The organism is Streptomyces sp. NPDC102258 (assembly GCF_055584685.1).
Window position 1 is genome coordinate 177764 of record NZ_JBVJLO010000012.1, and the last position, 16621, is coordinate 194384.

17 protein-coding genes are annotated in these 16621 nt (G+C 71.6%); 7 read left to right on the forward strand and 10 right to left on the reverse strand.

The genetic code is table 11. The features are described from left to right. Window positions 1–214: 214 nt before the first annotated feature. The 3 genes from ACZ6ZT_RS21670 to ACZ6ZT_RS21680 all read left to right on the forward strand — a co-directional run bounded on the left by ACZ6ZT_RS21670 (window position 215) and on the right by ACZ6ZT_RS21680 (window position 2785). Entirely contained in the window at window positions 215–1309 is a 1095-nt protein-coding gene (locus tag ACZ6ZT_RS21670) for an ABC transporter ATP-binding protein (protein ID WP_469721296.1), read from the forward strand. A 201-nt stretch (window positions 1310–1510) separates the two neighbouring features. After that, a complete protein-coding gene (locus ACZ6ZT_RS21675; protein WP_469721297.1) occupies window positions 1511–1924 on the forward strand; it encodes a hypothetical protein in 414 nt (137 codons plus the stop codon). Between the two features lie 54 nt (window positions 1925–1978). Continuing rightward, window positions 1979–2785, forward strand: a complete 807-nt coding sequence (locus ACZ6ZT_RS21680; protein WP_469721299.1) for a nucleotidyltransferase family protein — start codon at window positions 1979–1981, stop codon at window positions 2783–2785. A gap of 86 nt (window positions 2786–2871) precedes the next feature. Here ACZ6ZT_RS21680 and ACZ6ZT_RS21685 read toward each other — a convergent pair whose 3' ends face one another. From ACZ6ZT_RS21685 to ACZ6ZT_RS21710, 6 genes are all read right to left on the reverse strand, one after another. Next, window positions 2872–4392, reverse strand: a complete 1521-nt coding sequence (locus tag ACZ6ZT_RS21685; RefSeq protein ID WP_469721300.1) for a DoxX family protein — start codon at window positions 4390–4392, stop codon at window positions 2872–2874. A 171-nt stretch (window positions 4393–4563) separates the two neighbouring features. Then, on the reverse strand, window positions 4564–5535 hold the full coding sequence (rlmB, locus tag ACZ6ZT_RS21690; RefSeq protein WP_469721302.1) for a 23S rRNA (guanosine(2251)-2'-O)-methyltransferase RlmB: 972 nt from the start codon (window positions 5533–5535) through the stop codon (window positions 4564–4566). 111 nt (window positions 5536–5646) lie between these two features. After that, window positions 5647–7050, reverse strand: a complete 1404-nt coding sequence (gene cysS, locus ACZ6ZT_RS21695) for a cysteine--tRNA ligase (protein WP_469721304.1) — start codon at window positions 7048–7050, stop codon at window positions 5647–5649. A 230-nt stretch (window positions 7051–7280) separates the two neighbouring features. Beyond that, window positions 7281–7778, reverse strand: coding sequence for a 2-C-methyl-D-erythritol 2,4-cyclodiphosphate synthase (ispF, locus tag ACZ6ZT_RS21700; RefSeq protein WP_469721306.1), 498 nt, complete (start codon window positions 7776–7778; stop codon window positions 7281–7283). Then, complete coding sequence (ispD, locus tag ACZ6ZT_RS21705; protein ID WP_469721308.1) at window positions 7768–8514, reverse strand: 2-C-methyl-D-erythritol 4-phosphate cytidylyltransferase; 747 nt, start codon at window positions 8512–8514, stop codon at window positions 7768–7770. The genes ispF and ispD overlap by 11 nt, the downstream gene beginning before the upstream one ends. Window positions 8515–8735: 221 nt before the next feature. Then, window positions 8736–9218: a CarD family transcriptional regulator gene (locus ACZ6ZT_RS21710; RefSeq protein WP_003953493.1), complete on the reverse strand. Its 483-nt coding sequence runs from the start codon at window positions 9216–9218 to the stop codon at window positions 8736–8738. 553 nt (window positions 9219–9771) lie between these two features. On the opposite strand from ACZ6ZT_RS21710, the gene ACZ6ZT_RS21715 reads away from it, so the two are divergent. Next, on the forward strand, window positions 9772–10434 hold the full coding sequence (locus ACZ6ZT_RS21715) for a DUF461 domain-containing protein (protein ID WP_469721309.1): 663 nt from the start codon (window positions 9772–9774) through the stop codon (window positions 10432–10434). 75 nt (window positions 10435–10509) lie between these two features. On the opposite strand, the gene phoP is transcribed toward ACZ6ZT_RS21715, so the two are convergent. Together phoP and phoR are read right to left on the reverse strand one after the other, a co-directional pair. Then, window positions 10510–11181: a two-component system response regulator PhoP gene (gene phoP / locus ACZ6ZT_RS21720; protein WP_467644498.1), complete on the reverse strand. Its 672-nt coding sequence runs from the start codon at window positions 11179–11181 to the stop codon at window positions 10510–10512. A 5-nt stretch (window positions 11182–11186) separates the two neighbouring features. Then, window positions 11187–12425 (reverse strand): two-component system sensor histidine kinase PhoR, encoded by a 1239-nt coding sequence (gene phoR / locus ACZ6ZT_RS21725; RefSeq protein ID WP_469721311.1) that lies wholly within the window; start codon window positions 12423–12425, stop codon window positions 11187–11189. 224 nt (window positions 12426–12649) lie between these two features. Between phoR and phoU the strand changes: the two genes are divergently transcribed. After that, complete coding sequence (phoU, locus tag ACZ6ZT_RS21730) at window positions 12650–13327, forward strand: phosphate signaling complex protein PhoU (RefSeq protein ID WP_469721312.1); 678 nt, start codon at window positions 12650–12652, stop codon at window positions 13325–13327. Window positions 13328–13442: 115 nt separating this feature from the next. Then, window positions 13443–13595 carry a hypothetical protein gene (locus ACZ6ZT_RS21735; RefSeq protein WP_385012062.1) on the forward strand — a complete coding sequence of 51 codons (153 nt, stop codon included), beginning with the start codon at window positions 13443–13445 and terminating at the stop codon, window positions 13593–13595. Between the two features lie 65 nt (window positions 13596–13660). Here ACZ6ZT_RS21735 and ACZ6ZT_RS21740 read toward each other — a convergent pair whose 3' ends face one another. Continuing rightward, window positions 13661–14113 (reverse strand): hypothetical protein, encoded by a 453-nt coding sequence (locus ACZ6ZT_RS21740; protein ID WP_469721313.1) that lies wholly within the window; start codon window positions 14111–14113, stop codon window positions 13661–13663. Window positions 14114–14354: 241 nt separating this feature from the next. Beyond that, entirely contained in the window at window positions 14355–15113 is a 759-nt protein-coding gene (locus ACZ6ZT_RS21745) for a phosphoglyceromutase (RefSeq protein WP_469721314.1), read from the reverse strand. Window positions 15114–15290: 177 nt separating this feature from the next. Between ACZ6ZT_RS21745 and ACZ6ZT_RS21750 the strand changes: the two genes are divergently transcribed. Beyond that, the gene (locus tag ACZ6ZT_RS21750; RefSeq protein WP_469721315.1) at window positions 15291–16601 is read left to right on the forward strand and encodes an MDR family MFS transporter; all 1311 of its coding nucleotides are present in this window, start codon (window positions 15291–15293) and stop codon (window positions 16599–16601) included. The last annotated feature ends 20 nt before the right edge of the window (window positions 16602–16621 follow it).

Genomic DNA, 16621 nt, shown 5'->3' on the forward strand with positions numbered 1-16621 from the left:
CGTCATCACTCTACACAGGGCCCTCTCCCCCGGGCCATCACGTTGTTTCCGCGGGTGCCGGTGCGACCGCGCGGAGCCGGCCCGCAATCCGATTCGTCAGATTGCTGACAGAGGCCCTGACACCGGGTAGCGTCAGGCCGAGTCCTGCATATTGGACTAGACCTTCCACTCGGATCGTCCGGCACGTTCCTGCCGGTAGAAGGGATTCATCACCATGGCTTCTGTCACCTTCGACAAGGCGACCCGTCTCTACCCGGGCGGCGACAAGCCCGCCGTCGACCAGCTGGAGCTGGAGATCGAGGACGGCGAGTTCCTCGTCCTCGTCGGCCCCTCCGGCTGTGGCAAGTCCACCTCCCTGCGCATGCTCGCGGGTCTGGAGGACGTCAACGGGGGCGCCATCCGCATCGGTGACCGCGATGTCACGCACCTGCCGCCCAAGGACCGGGACATCGCGATGGTGTTCCAGAACTACGCGCTGTATCCGCACATGACGGTCGCCGACAACATGGGCTTCGCGCTCAAGATCGCCGGTGAGGACAAGGCCACCATCCGCCGCAAGGTGGAGGAGGCGGCCCGGATGCTCGACCTCACGCAGTACCTGGACCGCAAGCCCAAGGCGCTCTCCGGTGGCCAGCGCCAGCGTGTGGCGATGGGCCGGGCGATCGTCCGCAAGCCGCAGGTCTTCCTCATGGACGAGCCGCTGTCGAACCTGGACGCCAAGCTCCGCGTGTCGACCCGTACCCAGATCGCGGCTCTCCAGCGCGACCTGGGCATCACCACCGTCTACGTCACCCACGACCAGGTCGAGGCGATGACGATGGGCGACCGCGTGGCGGTCCTCAAGGACGGTCTGCTCCAGCAGGTGGACACCCCGCGCAACATGTACGACCGCCCGGCGAACCTGTTCGTCGCCGGTTTCATCGGTTCTCCGGCCATGAACCTGGTCGAGGTGCCGATCACCGACGGCGGCGTGAAGTTCGGCGAGAGCGTCGTTCCCGTGTCGCGCGAGGCGCTGTCCGCCGCCGCCGACGCGGGCGACCGTACGGTCACGGTCGGCGTGCGCCCCGAGCACTTCGACGTCGGCGACACCGGCGGCCTGACCATCACGGTCAACGTGGTGGAGGAACTGGGCGCGGACGGTTACGTGTACGGCAGCGCCGCGCTCGGTATGGAGAAGGCGGCGCAGGACATCGTGGTGCGCGTGGGCGGCCGGCAGGTGCCGGAGAAGGGGGCCACGTTGCACGTGGTGCCGCGTGCCGATGAGATCCACGTGTTCTCGACGTCGTCCGGCGAGCGGTTGTCCGGCTGAGGTTTTCGGAGTGACCGCGAGGGGCGTCCCGCCAAGGGGCGCCCCTCGCGGGCGTGTTGTGGGTGACCGGTGGTACGAATACCGCAGACCGGTCCATTCGGCCGCACCCGTCAACCCTGGATTCGAAAAGCCACGTCGAACCATCCCCCGACCGGGTGACTAAATGTCGCCTAATCCTCACCGAGCGCTACTCTCGCCTTCGTGACCCACACTGCCCGCCGAATCGGCCGTTCCCTCGCTCTGGTCCTGCCCGTCGTCCTGGTCCTGTCCGGAACCCTCGCGGTCACCATGGTCCCGTGGGCGGACAATTCCCCTTCCCAGATCCTGACCGCCTCCGCCGAGGACGTCTCGGTCCCCGCCAAGCCGCGCGCCGTGCAGGACGTGCTGCGCGAGAAGCTGCTCGGTGAAATCCGGCAGGGTGAGGCGCCGGGTGATGTCCTGACGCATCTCCAGCAGGAGGTGGACAAGCGGCCTTCGCTCGCCGAGCACTGCGTGGGTATCGCGCGGGCGTTGGGCCGGGCCGCCGTGGACGTGTACGGGCCGACGAAGGCGCAGTCCTTCGCGCGTCCGGTGTGCGACACGGCGTACGCGTCCGGTGTCGCCTCGATGGGCTGACCGCCCGCCGCGCCTGTCTCCGCCGGGGCAGGGGCCGTCCCTACGCTGACGGCCATGAGCGACGTTCCTCCCGCATCGCCGGTCCCGCCGGTACCTCCGGTTTCGCCGGTCCCACCCCAACCCACCGACAGCGCGGCCGCGTTCCCGGCTCCGCCCACCCAGGCCGTGGTCCTGGCGGGCGGCCAGGGTTCGCGGCTGCGGCCGTATACGGACGACCGGCCGAAGCCGATGGTGGAGATCCCGGGTACGGGGGTGCCGATCATCGGGCATCAGCTGGCCTGGCTGGCGGCGGAGGGGGTGACGGACGCGGTCGTCTCGTGCGGGCACTTGGCGGAGGTGCTCCAGGAGTGGCTGACGGGGGCCTCGTTGCCGTTGCGCGTGACGACGGTGGTGGAGGAGGAGCCGTTGGGGCGTGGGGGCGGCCTCAAGTACGCGGCGCGGCGGCTGCCTTGTGCGGACCGGCCGTGGTACGCGACGAACGGTGACGTGTGGACGCGGTTCCCGTTGCGTGAGATGGCGGCCTTCCACGAGGAGCGGGGGGCGCTGGCGACGCTGGCGCTGGCGCGGCCGCGGATGCCGTGGGGGGTGGTGGAGACGAACGAGTTCGGGCAGGTGCTGGACTTCATCGAGGCGCCGCAGTCGCCGTATCCGGTGAACGCGGGGGTGTACGTGTTCGCTCCCGAGTTCGCCGCGCTGCTTCCCGATGTGGGGGATCACGAGCGGACGACGTTCCCGCATCTGGCGCGCGAGCGGCGGCTGGCGGGTTTCCCGCTGCCGCAGGGGGCTTACTGGCGGGCGATCGACACGGCGAAGGACCTGGCTGAGGCGGCGCGGGAGTTGGCGGCGCACAAGCCCGCCTGAGCGCCGTTACGCCACCTCCTGCCCCCGTACGCGGAAGGGCCCGGCACGCTCGATCGCGTGCCGGGCCCTGTGCGGGGTGGGAGGGGTCAGCCGAGGAGGCCGCCGACGAGGCCGGGCTTCTTGGCCGGGGTGTCGGAGCCGCCGCGGGTCCCGGTGGAGGCGGGGGGCTGCTGCGGGCTGGACTGCTTCGGGGTGGTGCCGCGCGGGGTCTGTCCGCTGCCGCCGCCCTTGGTGGTGGAGCTGGGGGCGCCGGGGCCGGCGCTCTCGCGGGTGGTGGTTCCGCTGCCGGTGCGGGCGGGCTTCGTGGAGGGGGTGGCGGAGGCGGGGGCGGAGGGGCTGGCCTGCTTCGAGGGCTGCTGGCGGGCGGGCTGTCCGGACTGCTTGGCGGGGGCCTGGGGCAGCGGGCTGCCGGGGAGGTAGTTGCTCGGGGCCTGGTCGGGGCCGGGGACGGTGACGACGGTGCTGGAGCGGACGGCGCCGCCGAGGACGGAGCCGATCAGCAGGGTGAGTCCGCAGACGACGGTGGCCATCACGGCGCCGCGCCGCAGGACGCGGCGCCGCAGCCGCCAGACTTCGCTGCGTGGGCCGAGGGTGCGCCAGGCTTCGCCGGCGAGGCGTCCGTCGAGGGAGTAGACGGGGGCGCCGGCGATGATCAGCGGGCTCCAGGCGGCCAGGTAGATGATGTCGGGGGCGTCGTAGGCGGGGACGGTCTTCCAGCTCACCGTCATCAGCAGCGCGGCGGAGAGCAGGGCGCCGATGCAGGCGGCGAAGCGCTGCCAGAGCCCGAAGACGGTCAGGACGCCGACGATGACCTGGAGGAACGCGACGCTGAGGCCGGCTCCGACGGGGTGGGCGAGCGCGAAGTCGCGCAGTGGTTCGGCGAGGGCCCAGGGGTGCAGGGTGCGGAGCCAGGTGACCATGGAGCCGCGCTCGCCGCCGTCGAAGTAGACGGGGTCGCAGAGTTTGCCCATGCCGGCGTAGATGGAGATGAAGCCGAGGAAGACGCGCAGCGGGAGCAGGACGACGCCGAGGTTCATGCGGCGGCCGGGGTAGTAGGAGGCCTGGGCCCGGGGGTCGGCGGGTCCGCGCCGGTTGTCGGGGCCGGGGGGCTGGTGCGTGTCGCCGGGGTACCGGTCGTGGTGGGGCAGGTCGCGTACGGGGGTGAAGGGGCGGGTTTCGTCCGGGTCGCCGTAGGTGCGCTGGCCGATGACGGTGGGGGTGGCGAGGGTGTCGTCGGCGAGGTCGTGGGCCAGGTCGACCCGGGGGATGGTCTGGGTGGTGCCGCCGTCGTACTCGTCGTATCCGCGGCCGGCCTCTCGTACGGCCTGGAGGAGCCCGCCCATGGCTGCCTCGTCGCCGGGGGCGTCCTTGCCGCTCCAGACGACGGGTGCCCGGCGGCGCGTGGCTCCGGCGGCGGCCACGGCGGCGCCGAGTAGGGGTGCGCGGCCGGGGGCGTTCGCGGGCTTGGAACGCGCGCTCGGGCTCGGTGCGAGCCGCACGCGGAAGCTGGCGTGGTTGACGATGACCTGTGCGGGGTCGCACGGCACCTTGACCATGCTCAGCGCGGGCTGGTCGTCGAACCCTGACGTTCTGGTGTCCACACTCATCTAACCGAGTGATGAGTGGTTTGGACACTGCCTTGACAGCAGGGATCTGTCCGAGGCCCGTCAAGATCAAGTCACCCCGCCCGGAAGGGGCGGGGTGACACGCTCACGGGTCACTTCCGGTGAGCCAAGTGGATCAAGCGGGAGCGGCCCGGGGAGGGCTGCTCCGCGCGGTCAGACGCGGCCGGCGTCGGCGCGTCGGCGGGCGGCCTCGTACAGGACGACGCCCGCGGCGACGCCGGCGTTGAGGGACTCGGCGCCGCCCGGCATCGGGATGCGGACGAGGTAGTCGCAGTTCTCGCCGACGAGGCGGCCGAGGCCCTTGCCCTCGGAGCCGACGACGATGACGACGGGGCCGCCGAGCGCGTCGAGGTCGGCGACGGAGTGCTCGCCCTCGGCGGCGAGGCCGACGACGGTCAGACCGGCCTTCTTGTAGTCCTGGAGGGCGCGCGTGAGGTTGGTGACGCGGGAGACCGGGGTGCGGGCGGCGGTGCCGGCGGAGGTCTTCCAGGCACCGGCGGTCATGCCGGCGGCGCGGCGCTCGGGGATGACCACGCCGTGGCCGCCGAAGGCGGAGACGGAGCGGACGATGGCGCCGAGGTTGCGCGGGTCGGTGACGCCGTCGAGGGCGACGATGAGCGGGTCGTCGCCGTTGTCGTAGGCCGCGGCGGTGAGGTCCTCGGGGTGCGCGTACTCGTACGGCGGGACCTGGAGGACGAGGCCCTGGTGGTTGAGTCCGTTGGTCATGCGGTCGAGCTCGGGGCGCGGGGCTTCCATCAGGTTGATGTTGCCGCGCTCGCCGGCGAGCTGGAGGGCTTCGCGGACGCGCTCGTCGTTGTCGATGAACTGCTGGACGTAGAGGGTGGTGGCGGGTACGCCGTCGCGCAGGGCCTCGAAGACCGGGTTGCGGCCGACGACCATCTCGCTGGTGCCCTTGGGGCCGCCGCGGCGGGGGGCGGGGCGGCGCTTGGCGGCCTGGCGGGCCATGGCGCCGGCGATGCGGTTCGCCTTGTGCTTCTTGCGGTCCTCGGCCTTGGGCGTGGGGCCCTTGCCCTCCAGGCCCTTGCGCCGCTGGCCACCGCTGCCGACCGTGGCGCCCTTCTTGTTGGACGTGCGGCGGTTCCTGCGCTGGCTGTTCCCGGCCATGACCTCTACCTGTTTCGTTGATGCTGCGATATGTACGTATGAAGAGTGTGCCGCCCGGGAGGCCGGGCGGCACAGTCGGACTGCTCCGCAGGGCCCTGTCGCCGGTCGCGCTCAGCGCGGGCCGAGGGTCCAGCGGGGTCCGGTGGGGCTGTCCTCGATGACCAGGCCGGACTGCTGGAGCTGGTCGCGGATGGAGTCGGCGGTCGTCCAGTCCTTGCGGGCCCGGGCGGACTCGCGCTGTTCCAGGACGAGGCGTACGAGGGTGTCGACGGCTCCGTGCAGGTCCTCGCCCCGGTCGGTGCCTTCGCCGGCCCAGTGCGGGTCGAGCGGGTCGAGTCCGAGGACGCCCAGCATGGCGCGGACCTCGGAGAGGCGGGCGATGGCGGCGTCCTTGTCGTCGGCTGCCAGGGCGCTGTTGCCCTGGCGGACGGTGGTGTGGACGATGGCGAGTGCCTGCGGGACGCCGAGGTCGTCGTCCATGGCTTCGGCGAAGGCCGGGGGGACCTCGGCAGCGGGCTCGACGGGGCCGCCCGCCTTCTCGATGACGCGCTGGTAGAAGCCCTCGATGCGGGCGAAGGCGGACTCCGCGTCGCGCAGGGCCTCCTCGCTGTACTCGATCATCGAGCGGTAGTGGGGGGTGCCGAGGTAGTAGCGGAGCACGATGGGGCGCCAGTGCTTGACCATTTCGGAGACGAGCACCGAGTTGCCGAGCGACTTGGACATCTTCTCGCCGGACATGGTGACCCAGGCGTTGTGCACCCAGTACTTCGCGAACGTGTCGCCGAAGGCCTGGGCCTGGGCGATCTCGTTCTCGTGGTGGGGGAAGATCAGGTCGAGTCCGCCGCCGTGGATGTCGAAGGCCTCGCCGAGGTACTTGTGCGCCATCGCGGAGCATTCGAGGTGCCAGCCGGGACGGCCGCGGCCCCAGGGGGTTTCCCAGGAGGGCTCGCCGGGCTTCGCGGACTTCCACATGGCGAAGTCGCGCGGGTCGCGCTTGCCGGTCTCGCCGGTGGACTCGGGCTGGCGGATGTTGTCGAGTTCCTGGCGGGAGAGCGAGAGGTAGCCGGGGAAGGACTTCACGTCGAAGTAGACGTTGCCCTCCGACTCGTAGGCGTGCCCGCGCTCGATGAGCCCGCGCATCATCTCGATCATCTCGGGGACGTGGCCGGTGGCGCGCGGCTCGTAGGTGGGCCGCAGGCAGCCCAGCGCGTCGTAACCGTGGTTGAAGGCCAGTTCGTTGTCGTAGCCGATGGACCACCAGGGGCGGCCCTGTTCGGCGGACTTCGCGATGATCTTGTCGTCGATGTCGGTGACGTTGCGGATGAAGGTGACGTGGTAGCCGCGGTGGGCGAACCAGCGGCGCATGACGTCGAAGTTCAGGTAGGACCGGATGTGCCCGATGTGCGGGGCGGCCTGGACGGTCGCGCCACAGAGGTAGATCGAGACGCAGCCCGGGACGAGCGGGGTGAAGTCGCGGATCTGCCGGGCGCTGGTGTCGTACAGGCGAATAGTCACGGCATCCAGGGTAGTGGGCCTGCGGCAGTGCCCCGCGACCCTTGGGGGACCCGGGGGAGGGTTTGTGGCCGGCCGGGCGGGGCGCGTGGTCCCGTACGGGCGGTTTTCCCGTTGTGGCCGGTACGCGCCGGGGTGTCGCGTGGGCCTCCGGGGCCGGCGGCGCCGGGTGCGGGTGGGGGCGTACGGGTACGGGCCCGGCCGGGGCCGCGCCCGTACGCTCCCGCGCCGGGTCAGGGCCGGTAGACGAGGGCGGTCGCGAGGGCGGCGAGGCCTTCGGCGCGGCCGGTGAGGCCCAGTCCGTCGGTGGTGGTGCCGGAGACGGAGACGGGGGCGCCCGCGGCCGCCGTGAGCGCCTTCTGCGCTTCTTCGCGCCGCTTGCCGATCTTCGGGCGTACGCCGATGACCTGGATCGCGATGTTGCCGATCTCGTAGCCCTCGGCGCGCACGATCCGGGCGGCCTCCGCCAGCAGGGTGACTCCGGCGGCGCCGGACCACTCGGGGCGGGAGGTGCCGAAGTGGGCGCCGAGGTCGCCGAGGCCGGCGGCGGAGAAGAGGGCGTCACAGGCGGCGTGGGCGGCGACGTCTCCGTCGGAGTGTCCGGCGAGGCCGTCCTCGCCCTCCCACAGCAGTCCGGCGCACCACAGCTCGCGGCCGGTCTCGAAGGCGTGGACGTCGGTGCCGATCCCGACGAGGGGGAGCAGCGGTCCGCCGGCGCGGTCAGTAGGCATCGGTGGCCCTCCTGCGGGCGAGTACGGCCTCGGCGAGGACCAGGTCGAGCGGGCGGGTGACCTTGAAGGCCTCTTCGTGGCCGGGGACGGTCACGACGGTGACTCCGGTGCGTTCCACCATGCCGGCGTCGTCGGTGGCGCCGTCGCCGCTGACGGCGATGGCGGCGTGGGCGCGCAGCAGGGCCGCGAGGTCGAAGCCCTGGGGGGTCTGTACGGCGCGCAGCCGGGCCCGGTCGGGCGTGGCGACGACGGGTTCGGGTTCGCCGGGCGCGCCGGGCTCGACTTCCTTGACGGTGTCGGTCAGCGGCAGGGCGGGGACGACGGCGGGGGCGCCGGAGCGGACGGCGTCGATGACGGCGTCGACGGTGTCCACGGGGACCAGCGGGCGGGCCGCGTCGTGGATGAGTACGGAGGTGACGTCGGCCGGGAGGGCGTCGAGGCCGGCCCGTACGGAGTCCTGGCGGGTTTCGCCGCCGGGGACGACGAGGATCTCGGTGCGGTCGGGCAGGGCGTGCTCGTCGAGGAGGTGGCGGACCTCGGGGGCGCCGTCGGGCGGGGCGACGACGACGACGAGGGAGACGGCGCGGGAGCGGGCCATGGCCCGGACGGCGTGGATGAGCATGGGCGTCCCGCCGAGGGCCCGCAGGGCCTTGGGGGCGCCGGGGCCGAGGCGTACCCCGCGGCCGGCGGCCGGGATCACCGCGGCGGTGCGGTGGGGGCGCGTTGGGTCAGTCATCAGTGGGAGCTCCGGGCCAGGTTTGTGACTTCGGCCGACATGGGTATGGCCTGGAGGGTGCCGGGTGCGACGCCCTCGCCCCTTCCGTGACGGGCCGGGGGAACCCAGGGACAAGCTGGGAAACTAGGAAGCAGACATGCCGCAGCGCCCGGCGACGGCCCTCTCGTGGAGCAGGGGGCTTGTCATCGGGCACCGCGGCACACTGTGGTTCGGTTCGGGCGTCAGGACGCGAGAACCTCGTCGAGGAGGGCCTCTGCCTTGTCCTCGTTGGTGTTTTCGGCGAGCGCGAGCTCGCTCACCAAGATCTGGCGTGCCTTCGCGAGCATGCGCTTCTCACCCGCGGAGAGTCCGCGCTCGCGCTCACGACGCCACAGGTCACGCACCACTTCGGCGACCTTGATGACATCGCCAGAAGCGAGCTTCTCCAGATTTGCCTTGTAGCGCCGGGACCAGTTCGTCGGCTCTTCTGCGTACGGTGCGCGGAGCACCTCGAAGACCCGGTCCAGCCCGTCCTGGCCGACTACGTCGCGAACGCCGACGAACTCCGCATTGTCCGCAGGCACACGAACCGTCAGGTCGCCCTGGGCGACCTTGAGCACCAAGTAGGTCTTGTCCACGCCTTTGATCTGGCGAGTTTCGATGGCCTCGATCAGCGCGGCCCCGTGATGGGGATAGACCACGGTGTCGCCAACCTTGAACGTCATGTGACAGGTACCCCTTCCGTGGCTATCCAGGGTAACACGAGAACGGACTGTTATGAATGGCGTTTTCGCAGGTCAGGGCATATCTCGGGGCTTGACAACAGCGACACGATCGTGCTGCGAAGGGCTTCCGGAAGGGGGTATTCGCAGGTCGGAGGCGCTGTGCGGACCAGGCGAATCGACCACGTTACACCTGGCGGAGGAGCGCACGAGTGTGACGTACGTCCCGTTTTGGCGGGTTCCGGGGCAGGAAACCGAAGTACTCCGTTCGACTGGCGGGCACCCGTACGGAGCGGGTTCCGGCCCAATCGCCAATTGATCACCGGGCCGCGTTCGAGGGAATCCCGTAATTGATCACCGGGAGGTGTCCGGCGGGTTATGGGAATGCGAGATCGCGGGAGCGGCGCAGGCGGGGGGCGCGCTGCGGAGGGTCGGGTGCGGAGGCGGGGCGGCGGCTCGGTAACCTAAGCGCGCTGACACACCCTTAGGACGGCTTTACCTCGGCCGTCCCGAGAGCCCACCGTCCCGTCCGTACGTCCTAGGAGTTGCCGCAGCCGTGAGCCGCAGCCTTCGACGCGGCGCCCTCGCCGCTACCGCCGTCGTGTTCTCGATCGCCTCGCTCGCCGCGTGCGGTGCCGGCAACGACGCGCAGACTCTAGAGATCAAGCCGGACAACGCCGCCGTCACCAAGGGCGACATCAAGGTCCAGAACGCGCTCGTGATCGCCCAGGGCGAGAAGGGCAAGAAGGGGCCGGCCTCGGTCTCCGCGACGCTCTTCAACGGCGGCGCCGCGCCGCAGACCCTGGACGGGATCACCCTCGCGGGCGGCAAGTCCAAGGTCACCCTGAAGGGCGCCGAAGGCTCCGGCAAGATCGTCGTGCCCGCCGGCGGGTCCCTGGTGCTGGGCGGCAAGGGCAACGCCTCCGCCGTGATCGAGGGCGGCAGCGCCTCCGTGGAGCCCGGCAACGCGCAGGACGTCGTCTTCCAGCTGAGCACCGCCGGTGACGTCGAGATCGCCGCCTTCGTCGTGCCGGCCACCGGCATGTACGCCGGTTTCGGCCCGACCGAGGCCGCCGCCGCTCCGAGCCCCTCGGGCACCCCGTCCGGCGCGCCGTCGGGCTCCCCGTCCGGCTCCCCCTCGGGCGCGCCGTCGGGCGCCGCGGGCACGACCCCCTCGGGTACGCCGTCGGGCGCCGCCTCGCACAGCGCGGGCCACTGACGCCGCAGGAGTAACGGGGAGGGCCCCGGCCGCTGACGCGGCCGGGGCCCTCCCCGTTCACTGGTCCGGGCCGGTTTACGGCTCGAACTTGTAGCCGAGGCCGCGCACCGTGACCAGGTAGCGCGGCGCGCCCGGGTCCGGCTCGATCTTGGCGCGCAGGCGCTTGACGTGGACGTCCAGGGTCTTGGTGTCGCCGACGTAGTCCGCGCCCCAGACCCGGTCGATCAGCTGCATGCGGGTGAGCACGCGGCCGGCGTTGCGCAGGAGCATCTCCAGCAGGTCGAACTCCTTCAGCGGGAGGTCCACCTTGGCGCCGCCGACGGTGACCACGTGCCGGTCCACGTCCATCCGTACCGGGCCGGCCTCCAGGGCCGCCGGGGTGACCTCCTCCGGCTCGCCGCGGCGGCGCAGGACCGCGCGGATGCGGGCGACCAGCTCCCGGGAGGAGAAGGGCTTGGTGACGTAGTCATCGGCTCCTATCTCCAGCCCGACGACCTTGTCGATCTCACTGTCCTTGGCGGTCACCATGATCACGGGAACGTTGGAGCGGCCGCGCAGCTGCCGGCAGACCTCGGTGCCCGGCAGGCCGGGCAGCATGAGGTCCAGGAGGACGAGGTCGGCGCCGTTGCGCTCGAACTCGTCCAGCCCGTCGGGCCCCGTGGCGGCGATGGCGACCTCGAAGCCTTCCTTGCGGAGCATGTAGGACAGGGCGTCGCTGAAGGATTCCTCATCCTCGACGACGAGCACTCGGGTCACGGAAGGACCTCCGGGGCAGGGATGACTGGTTCTGGGTCGGGCAGGGGTGGGGCGGGTGCGGGGGTATTCGCCGGGGACGGCGCGGCTGCCTCGGGAAGCTTCAGGGTGAACGTGGAACCCTGGCCCTCCGAGCTCCACACCGACACCTCCCCGCCGTGCGAGGCCGCCACGTGCTTCACGATCGCGAGGCCCAGTCCGGTCCCGCCGGTGGCGCGGGAGCGGGCCGGGTCGACGCGGTAGAAGCGCTCGAAGATGCGCTCGCGGTCCTTCTCCGGGATGCCGATGCCCTGGTCGGTCACGGCTATCTCGATCAAGTCTCCCCCGGGCACGGTCACCCGGCGCGCGGCGATGCCGACGCGGGTGCGGGCCGGACTGTAGTTGACGGCGTTCTCCACGAGGTTGCCGAGGGCCGCCGCCAGCTGGCCGCGGTTTCCCCAGACCCGCAGGTCGGCGGTGCCGCCGGCGGCCATGGTGATCTGCTTGGAGGTGGCCGTGTGGCGGCAGCGGTCGATGGCCTCCGCCACCAGCGTGTCCACCCGTACGGGCTCGGCGTCCTCCAGCGGGTCGTCGTTCTGTACCCGGGAGAGGTCGATGAGCTCCTGTACGAGGTTGATCAGGCGGGTGGACTCGATCTGCATGCGGCCCGCGAAGCGGCTGACCGCCTCGGGGTCGTCGCTGGCGTCCATGACCGCTTCGGAGAGCAGGGAGATCGCTCCGACCGGGGTCTTCAGCTCGTGCGACACGTTCGCGACGAAGTCCCGGCGGACCGCCTCGATGCGGCGGGCCTCCGTGAGGTCCTCGACGAGCAGGAGCACCAGGCGGGAGCCGAGCGGGGCGACGCGGGCGGAGACGGCGAGGGCCTCGCCGCGGCCGGTGCCGCGCCGGGGCAGGTCGAGCTCGATCTGGCGTATCTCTCCGTCCCGGCGGGTGTCGCGGGCCATGTGGAGCATGGGCTCCACGGCCAGTTTCCCGCCGCGGACCAGGCCGAGGGCGTACGCCGCCGAGCTGGCCTTGACCACCGCGTCGCCCTCGTCGAGGACGACGGCGGAGGAGCGGAGCACGGAGAGGACGGTGTCCACTCCGGGCGGGAGCACCGCGTTGATGTCGGGGCGCATGGAGCTCCGGGTGGGGCGGGCCTGGTCGCGCTCGCTCCAGCGGAACGCCAGCATGGCGATCACGCCGGTGCACAAACCGGCGATCGCTGCAGCTGCGGCGACCGCCGCGTTCACGTCCATGCATCCAGGTTAAGCAGGCACGACGACACTTCCACAGCCGTTCGGGTGGCACCTCGAACAGTCGTCGCCCAGAGTTCACCCTGGGGACAGGGTTGATTCACTTGTGATGCCGGAGTCGGACGCCTCCGCGCCCGAACGTGTAAACGTGGGTCATTCGGCCACGGAGTAGCGAGAGCAGCAGCAGACACACGCTGCGGGCAAGCAGCAGGCAAGAGAGGGACACCATGCGCGACGCGTACCACGAGGAACTGGACTCGATCGGAGAGAGCCTGGTCGAGATGGCCCGGCTCGTCGGTTCCGCGATCGGGCGGGCGACGACCTCCATGCTGGACGCCGACCTGAAGCTGGCGGAGAGCGTCATCGCCGCCGACCAGAAGGTGGACGACCTCCAGCACGACCTGGAGGCCCGTGCCATCGCCCTGCTGGCCCGCCAGCAGCCGGTCGCGACGGACCTGCGCATCGTCGTGACCTCGCTGCGGATGAGCGCCGACCTGGAGCGCTCCGGCGACCTGGCGCAGCACGTGGCGAAGCTGGCGCGGCTGCGCTTCCCGGACACGGCGGTGCCGCGCGACCTGCACGCGACGATCCTGGAGATGGGACAGCTGGCGCAGCGCCTGATGGCGAAGGCCGCCGAGGTCATCATCACCAAGGACGTGGACCTGGCGCTCCAGCTGGAGCAGGACGACGACGAGATGGACCAGCTGCACCGCACGCTGTTCCAGCACCTGATGGACGACCGCTGGAAGCACGGCATCGAGACGGCGGTCGACGTGACGCTGCTGGGCCGCTACTACGAGCGCTTCGCGGACCACGCGGTGTCGGTCGCCAAGCGGGTCGTCTACCTGGTGACCGGTGAGCACGCGGACGAGCTGCAGCAGCCGACGCCGGTGGACGGCGTCTGAGAAACGTTCCTTCCAAGCCTCAATGCGCCGTTGACGCGCCGGTGTGGCTGGGCATGAATGAGGCGAGGGCGCTTCGTCATCCGGGCGCCCTCTCCGTGCGCCACGAGGAGGATCCATGCCCGATTCCCCCGTCCCGGTCACCCCGGAGCAGGAGCAGCAGCCGTCCCGTCCGGAACCCCTGCGCCTCCCGCTGCTCGCGGCCTGCGGCTGCGGTTCCGGCTGCGGCTGCGGCTGCCAGTCCGGTGCCCCCTGCCAGTGCGGCGGCTGACCCCGCCCCGCAAGCACGCCCGAGGGGCCCCGCCGAGCGGCGGGGCCCCTCGTCGTTTCCGTCCGCTAGTCGCCGGTGTCGGTGGCCCAGACGGGCCGGTTGTCGATGTCGTACACGACGGCGTTGCCATCGTCCTGGACGGCGAGGTGGTTGCCCTTGTGCCAGGTGCCGGCGGCCCAGACGGGGCGGCCGTTGCCGTCGTAGACGACGAAGTTGCCGTCCTCCTGGAAGACGGCGCTGTCGGCCTTCGGCCAGACGCCCGGCGCCTGCCAGGCCGCGTGGCCGTCCTTGTAGAGGACGAAGTTGCCGTCGCCCTGGACGCGCAGGACGGTCCGGCCGTTGCCGGAGGTCCAGGCCTGGTTCTTGTGGAGGGTGGAGCCGCCGTAGAAGCGGCTGTCGCTCCGGGCGGAGGCAGCGGCGGGCGCGGACGCGGCGTCGGCGGCCGGGACGGTGGCGAGTACGGGCAGAAGCGCGAGGACGAGCGCGGGAAGGCCGCGCCGCACGAAGTGCTTGGTCATGGCACGGAGTTCTAGCCGCCCCCCGTCCGGCCCCGACAGCGCAGAAACGAAGCACTCACCCGTCCGGCCCAACACCTTCAACGCCGAAACGCCACTGCACCCCCCATCCCACCCCCTCTCCCCTACCCCAAACCAACGAAAAACCCCCACCCCGACGCAAAACCGCCCCCGCCGCCCCCACCGACCAAAAAGCCCCCCACCAGCGGGGAAACCGCTGGTGAGGGGCTTGACGTGGCGAGGGTTACTTCTTGCCCTGGTTCTTCACCGCTTCGATCGCGGCCGCGGCGGCCGTGGGGTCGAGGTAGGTGCCGCCCGGGGTGAGGGGCTTGAAGTCGGCGTCCAGTTCGTAGGCGAGCGGGATGCCGGTGGGGATGTTCAGGCCCGCGATGTCGGCGTCGGAGATGCCGTCCAGGTGCTTGACCAGGGCGCGCAGGCTGTTGCCGTGGGCGGCGACCAGGACGGTGCGGCCCGCGAGGAGGTCGGGGACGATGCCGTCGTACCAGTACGGGAGCATGCGGACCACGACGTCCTTCAGGCACTCCGTCTTCGGGCGCAGCTCCGGCGGGATCGTGGCGTAGCGCGGGTCCTCGGACTGGGAGAACTCCGTGCCGTCTTCGAGGGCCGGCGGCGGGGTGTCGTAGGAGCGGCGCCACAGCATGAACTGCTCCTCGCCGAACTCGGCGAGGGTCTGGGCCTTGTCCTTGCCCTGGAGGGCGCCGTAGTGGCGCTCGTTCAGGCGCCAGGAGCGGTGGACCGGGATCCAGTGGCGGTCGGCGGACTCCAGGGCGAGCTGCGCGGTGCGGATCGCGCGCTTCTGGAGGGACGTGTGGACCACGTCGGGCAGGAGGTCGGCGTCCTTCAGGAGTTCGCCACCGCGGACCGCCTCCTTCTCGCCCTTCTCGTTGAGGTTGACGTCCACCCAGCCGGTGAACAGGTTCTTCGCGTTCCACTCGCTCTCGCCGTGGCGGAGGAGGATCAGCTTGTACGGTGCGTCGGCCATGCGTACGAGCCTAATGGACGGCCCGGGGCGCTCGCGCGCGGCGCGGAAGGGGGCGCGCGACGGGCTCCCGGGGGGCCTTCGATTGACGCCCGGCGTCAATCCGGTGGCGGCCGGCGGGGCGGCGCTCGTAATGTGCGGGGAGCTGGTGGGACGCTTACGTTGTCGGGGGGATTCCTTATGTACGTCGCCCGTATGAGACGGGCCGCGCGGGAGAGCGTGGCGGGTCTGCCGAGGGCCTTCTGGTGGCTGTGGGCGAGCACGCTGGTCAACCGGCTCGGGGCTTTCGTCGCCACCTTCATGACCTTGTACCTGACCCTGGAGCGGGGCTACTCGGCCTCCTTCGCGGGGCTCGTGGTGGCCCTGCACGGGCTGGGCGGCGTGCTGTCCTCGCTGGTGGCCGGGGTGATGACCGACCGGCTGGGGCGGCGGCCGACGATGCTGGCGGCGAACGTCTCGACGGCCCTTTCGGTGGCGCTGCTCGGTTTCATGGAGGATCCGGCGGCGATCGCGGCGGTGGCCCTGCTGGTCGGGACGGCCTCGAACGCCTCGCGCCCGGCGGTCTCCGCGATGATGGCCGACATCGTCCGGCCGGAGGACCGGGTACGGGCCTTCGCGCTGAACTACTGGGCCATCAACCTCGGCTTCGCGATCAGTGCGACCGTGGCGGGCCTGGTGGCGGAGTACAGCTACCTGGCCGGCTTCCTGGGCGAGGCGGCGCTGACGCTGCTCTGCGCGGTGCTGGTGTTCCTGAAGCTGCCGGAGTCGCGGCCGGTGAAGGACGCGGACGGCGGGGCGGCGGCCGGGCCCGAGGTGCGGCTGGGGACCGTGCTGCGCGACGGGCGCTTCATGGGCGTGGTCGGGCTGTCGTTCCTGATCTCGCTGATCTTCACGCAGGGCTCGGTGGGACTGCCGGTCGCGATGGGCGCGGCGGGCTTCTCGCCGGGTGACTACGGGCTGGTCGTCGCGGTGAACGGCGTGCTGATCGTGGCGCTGCAGATCCCCGTGACGCGGTTCATCGAGCACCGGGACCCGCAGAAGCTGCTGGTGGCCTCGGCGCTGCTGGCCGGGTACGGGTTCGCGATGACGGCCTTCGCCGGGCCGCTGTGGGCGTACGCGCTGACCGTGCTGGTGTGGACGCTGGCGGAGATCGTGAACTCGCCGACGCAGATGGGGCTGGTGGCGCGGCTGTCACCGGTGCACGGGCGCGGGCGCTACCAGGGGATGTACACGCTGTCCTGGGCGGTGGCCTCGCTGGTGGCGCCGCTGATGGCCGGCTTCGTGATCGACCGGCTGGGCGCGGCCTGGCTGTGGGGGGCCACGGGCGTGCTGGGGACGGTGGCGGCCCTGGGGTACTGGCTGCTGATGCGCGGGCTGCCGCAGCCGGGTGTGAGCGCCGGTGCGGCCGTGAGCGCGCCCGTCGTGGCGAGCCCGGCGCCCGTGCCGGCCGCGGCCCCCGGTACGCCGCGCGTGGCCCCCGCCGAGGCGTAGCCCGACCGGGCCCGCCCGGC

Excerpts from the sequence above, each read along its gene's own strand:
- ispD (WP_469721308.1), bottom strand. The coding sequence starts at position 8,514 with ATGACTGACCCAACGCGCCCCCACCGCACCGCCGCGGTGATCCCGGCC.
- phoR (WP_469721311.1), bottom strand. The coding sequence starts at position 12,425 with ATGGACGTGAACGCGGCGGTCGCCGCAGCTGCAGCGATCGCCGGTTTG.
- ACZ6ZT_RS21670 (WP_469721296.1), top strand. The coding sequence starts at position 215 with ATGGCTTCTGTCACCTTCGACAAGGCGACCCGTCTCTACCCGGGCGGC.
- ACZ6ZT_RS21710 (WP_003953493.1), bottom strand. The coding sequence starts at position 9,218 with ATGACGTTCAAGGTTGGCGACACCGTGGTCTATCCCCATCACGGGGCC.
- ACZ6ZT_RS21740 (WP_469721313.1), bottom strand. The coding sequence starts at position 14,113 with ATGACCAAGCACTTCGTGCGGCGCGGCCTTCCCGCGCTCGTCCTCGCG.
- phoU (WP_469721312.1), top strand. The coding sequence starts at position 12,650 with ATGCGCGACGCGTACCACGAGGAACTGGACTCGATCGGAGAGAGCCTG.
- ACZ6ZT_RS21735 (WP_385012062.1), top strand. The coding sequence starts at position 13,443 with ATGCCCGATTCCCCCGTCCCGGTCACCCCGGAGCAGGAGCAGCAGCCG.
- ACZ6ZT_RS21750 (WP_469721315.1), top strand. The coding sequence starts at position 15,291 with ATGTACGTCGCCCGTATGAGACGGGCCGCGCGGGAGAGCGTGGCGGGT.
- ACZ6ZT_RS21685 (WP_469721300.1), bottom strand. The coding sequence starts at position 4,392 with ATGAGTGTGGACACCAGAACGTCAGGGTTCGACGACCAGCCCGCGCTG.
- ACZ6ZT_RS21680 (WP_469721299.1), top strand. The coding sequence starts at position 1,979 with ATGAGCGACGTTCCTCCCGCATCGCCGGTCCCGCCGGTACCTCCGGTT.
- ispF (WP_469721306.1), bottom strand. The coding sequence starts at position 7,778 with ATGCCTACTGACCGCGCCGGCGGACCGCTGCTCCCCCTCGTCGGGATC.
- rlmB (WP_469721302.1), bottom strand. The coding sequence starts at position 5,535 with ATGGCCGGGAACAGCCAGCGCAGGAACCGCCGCACGTCCAACAAGAAG.
- ACZ6ZT_RS21745 (WP_469721314.1), bottom strand. The coding sequence starts at position 15,113 with ATGGCCGACGCACCGTACAAGCTGATCCTCCTCCGCCACGGCGAGAGC.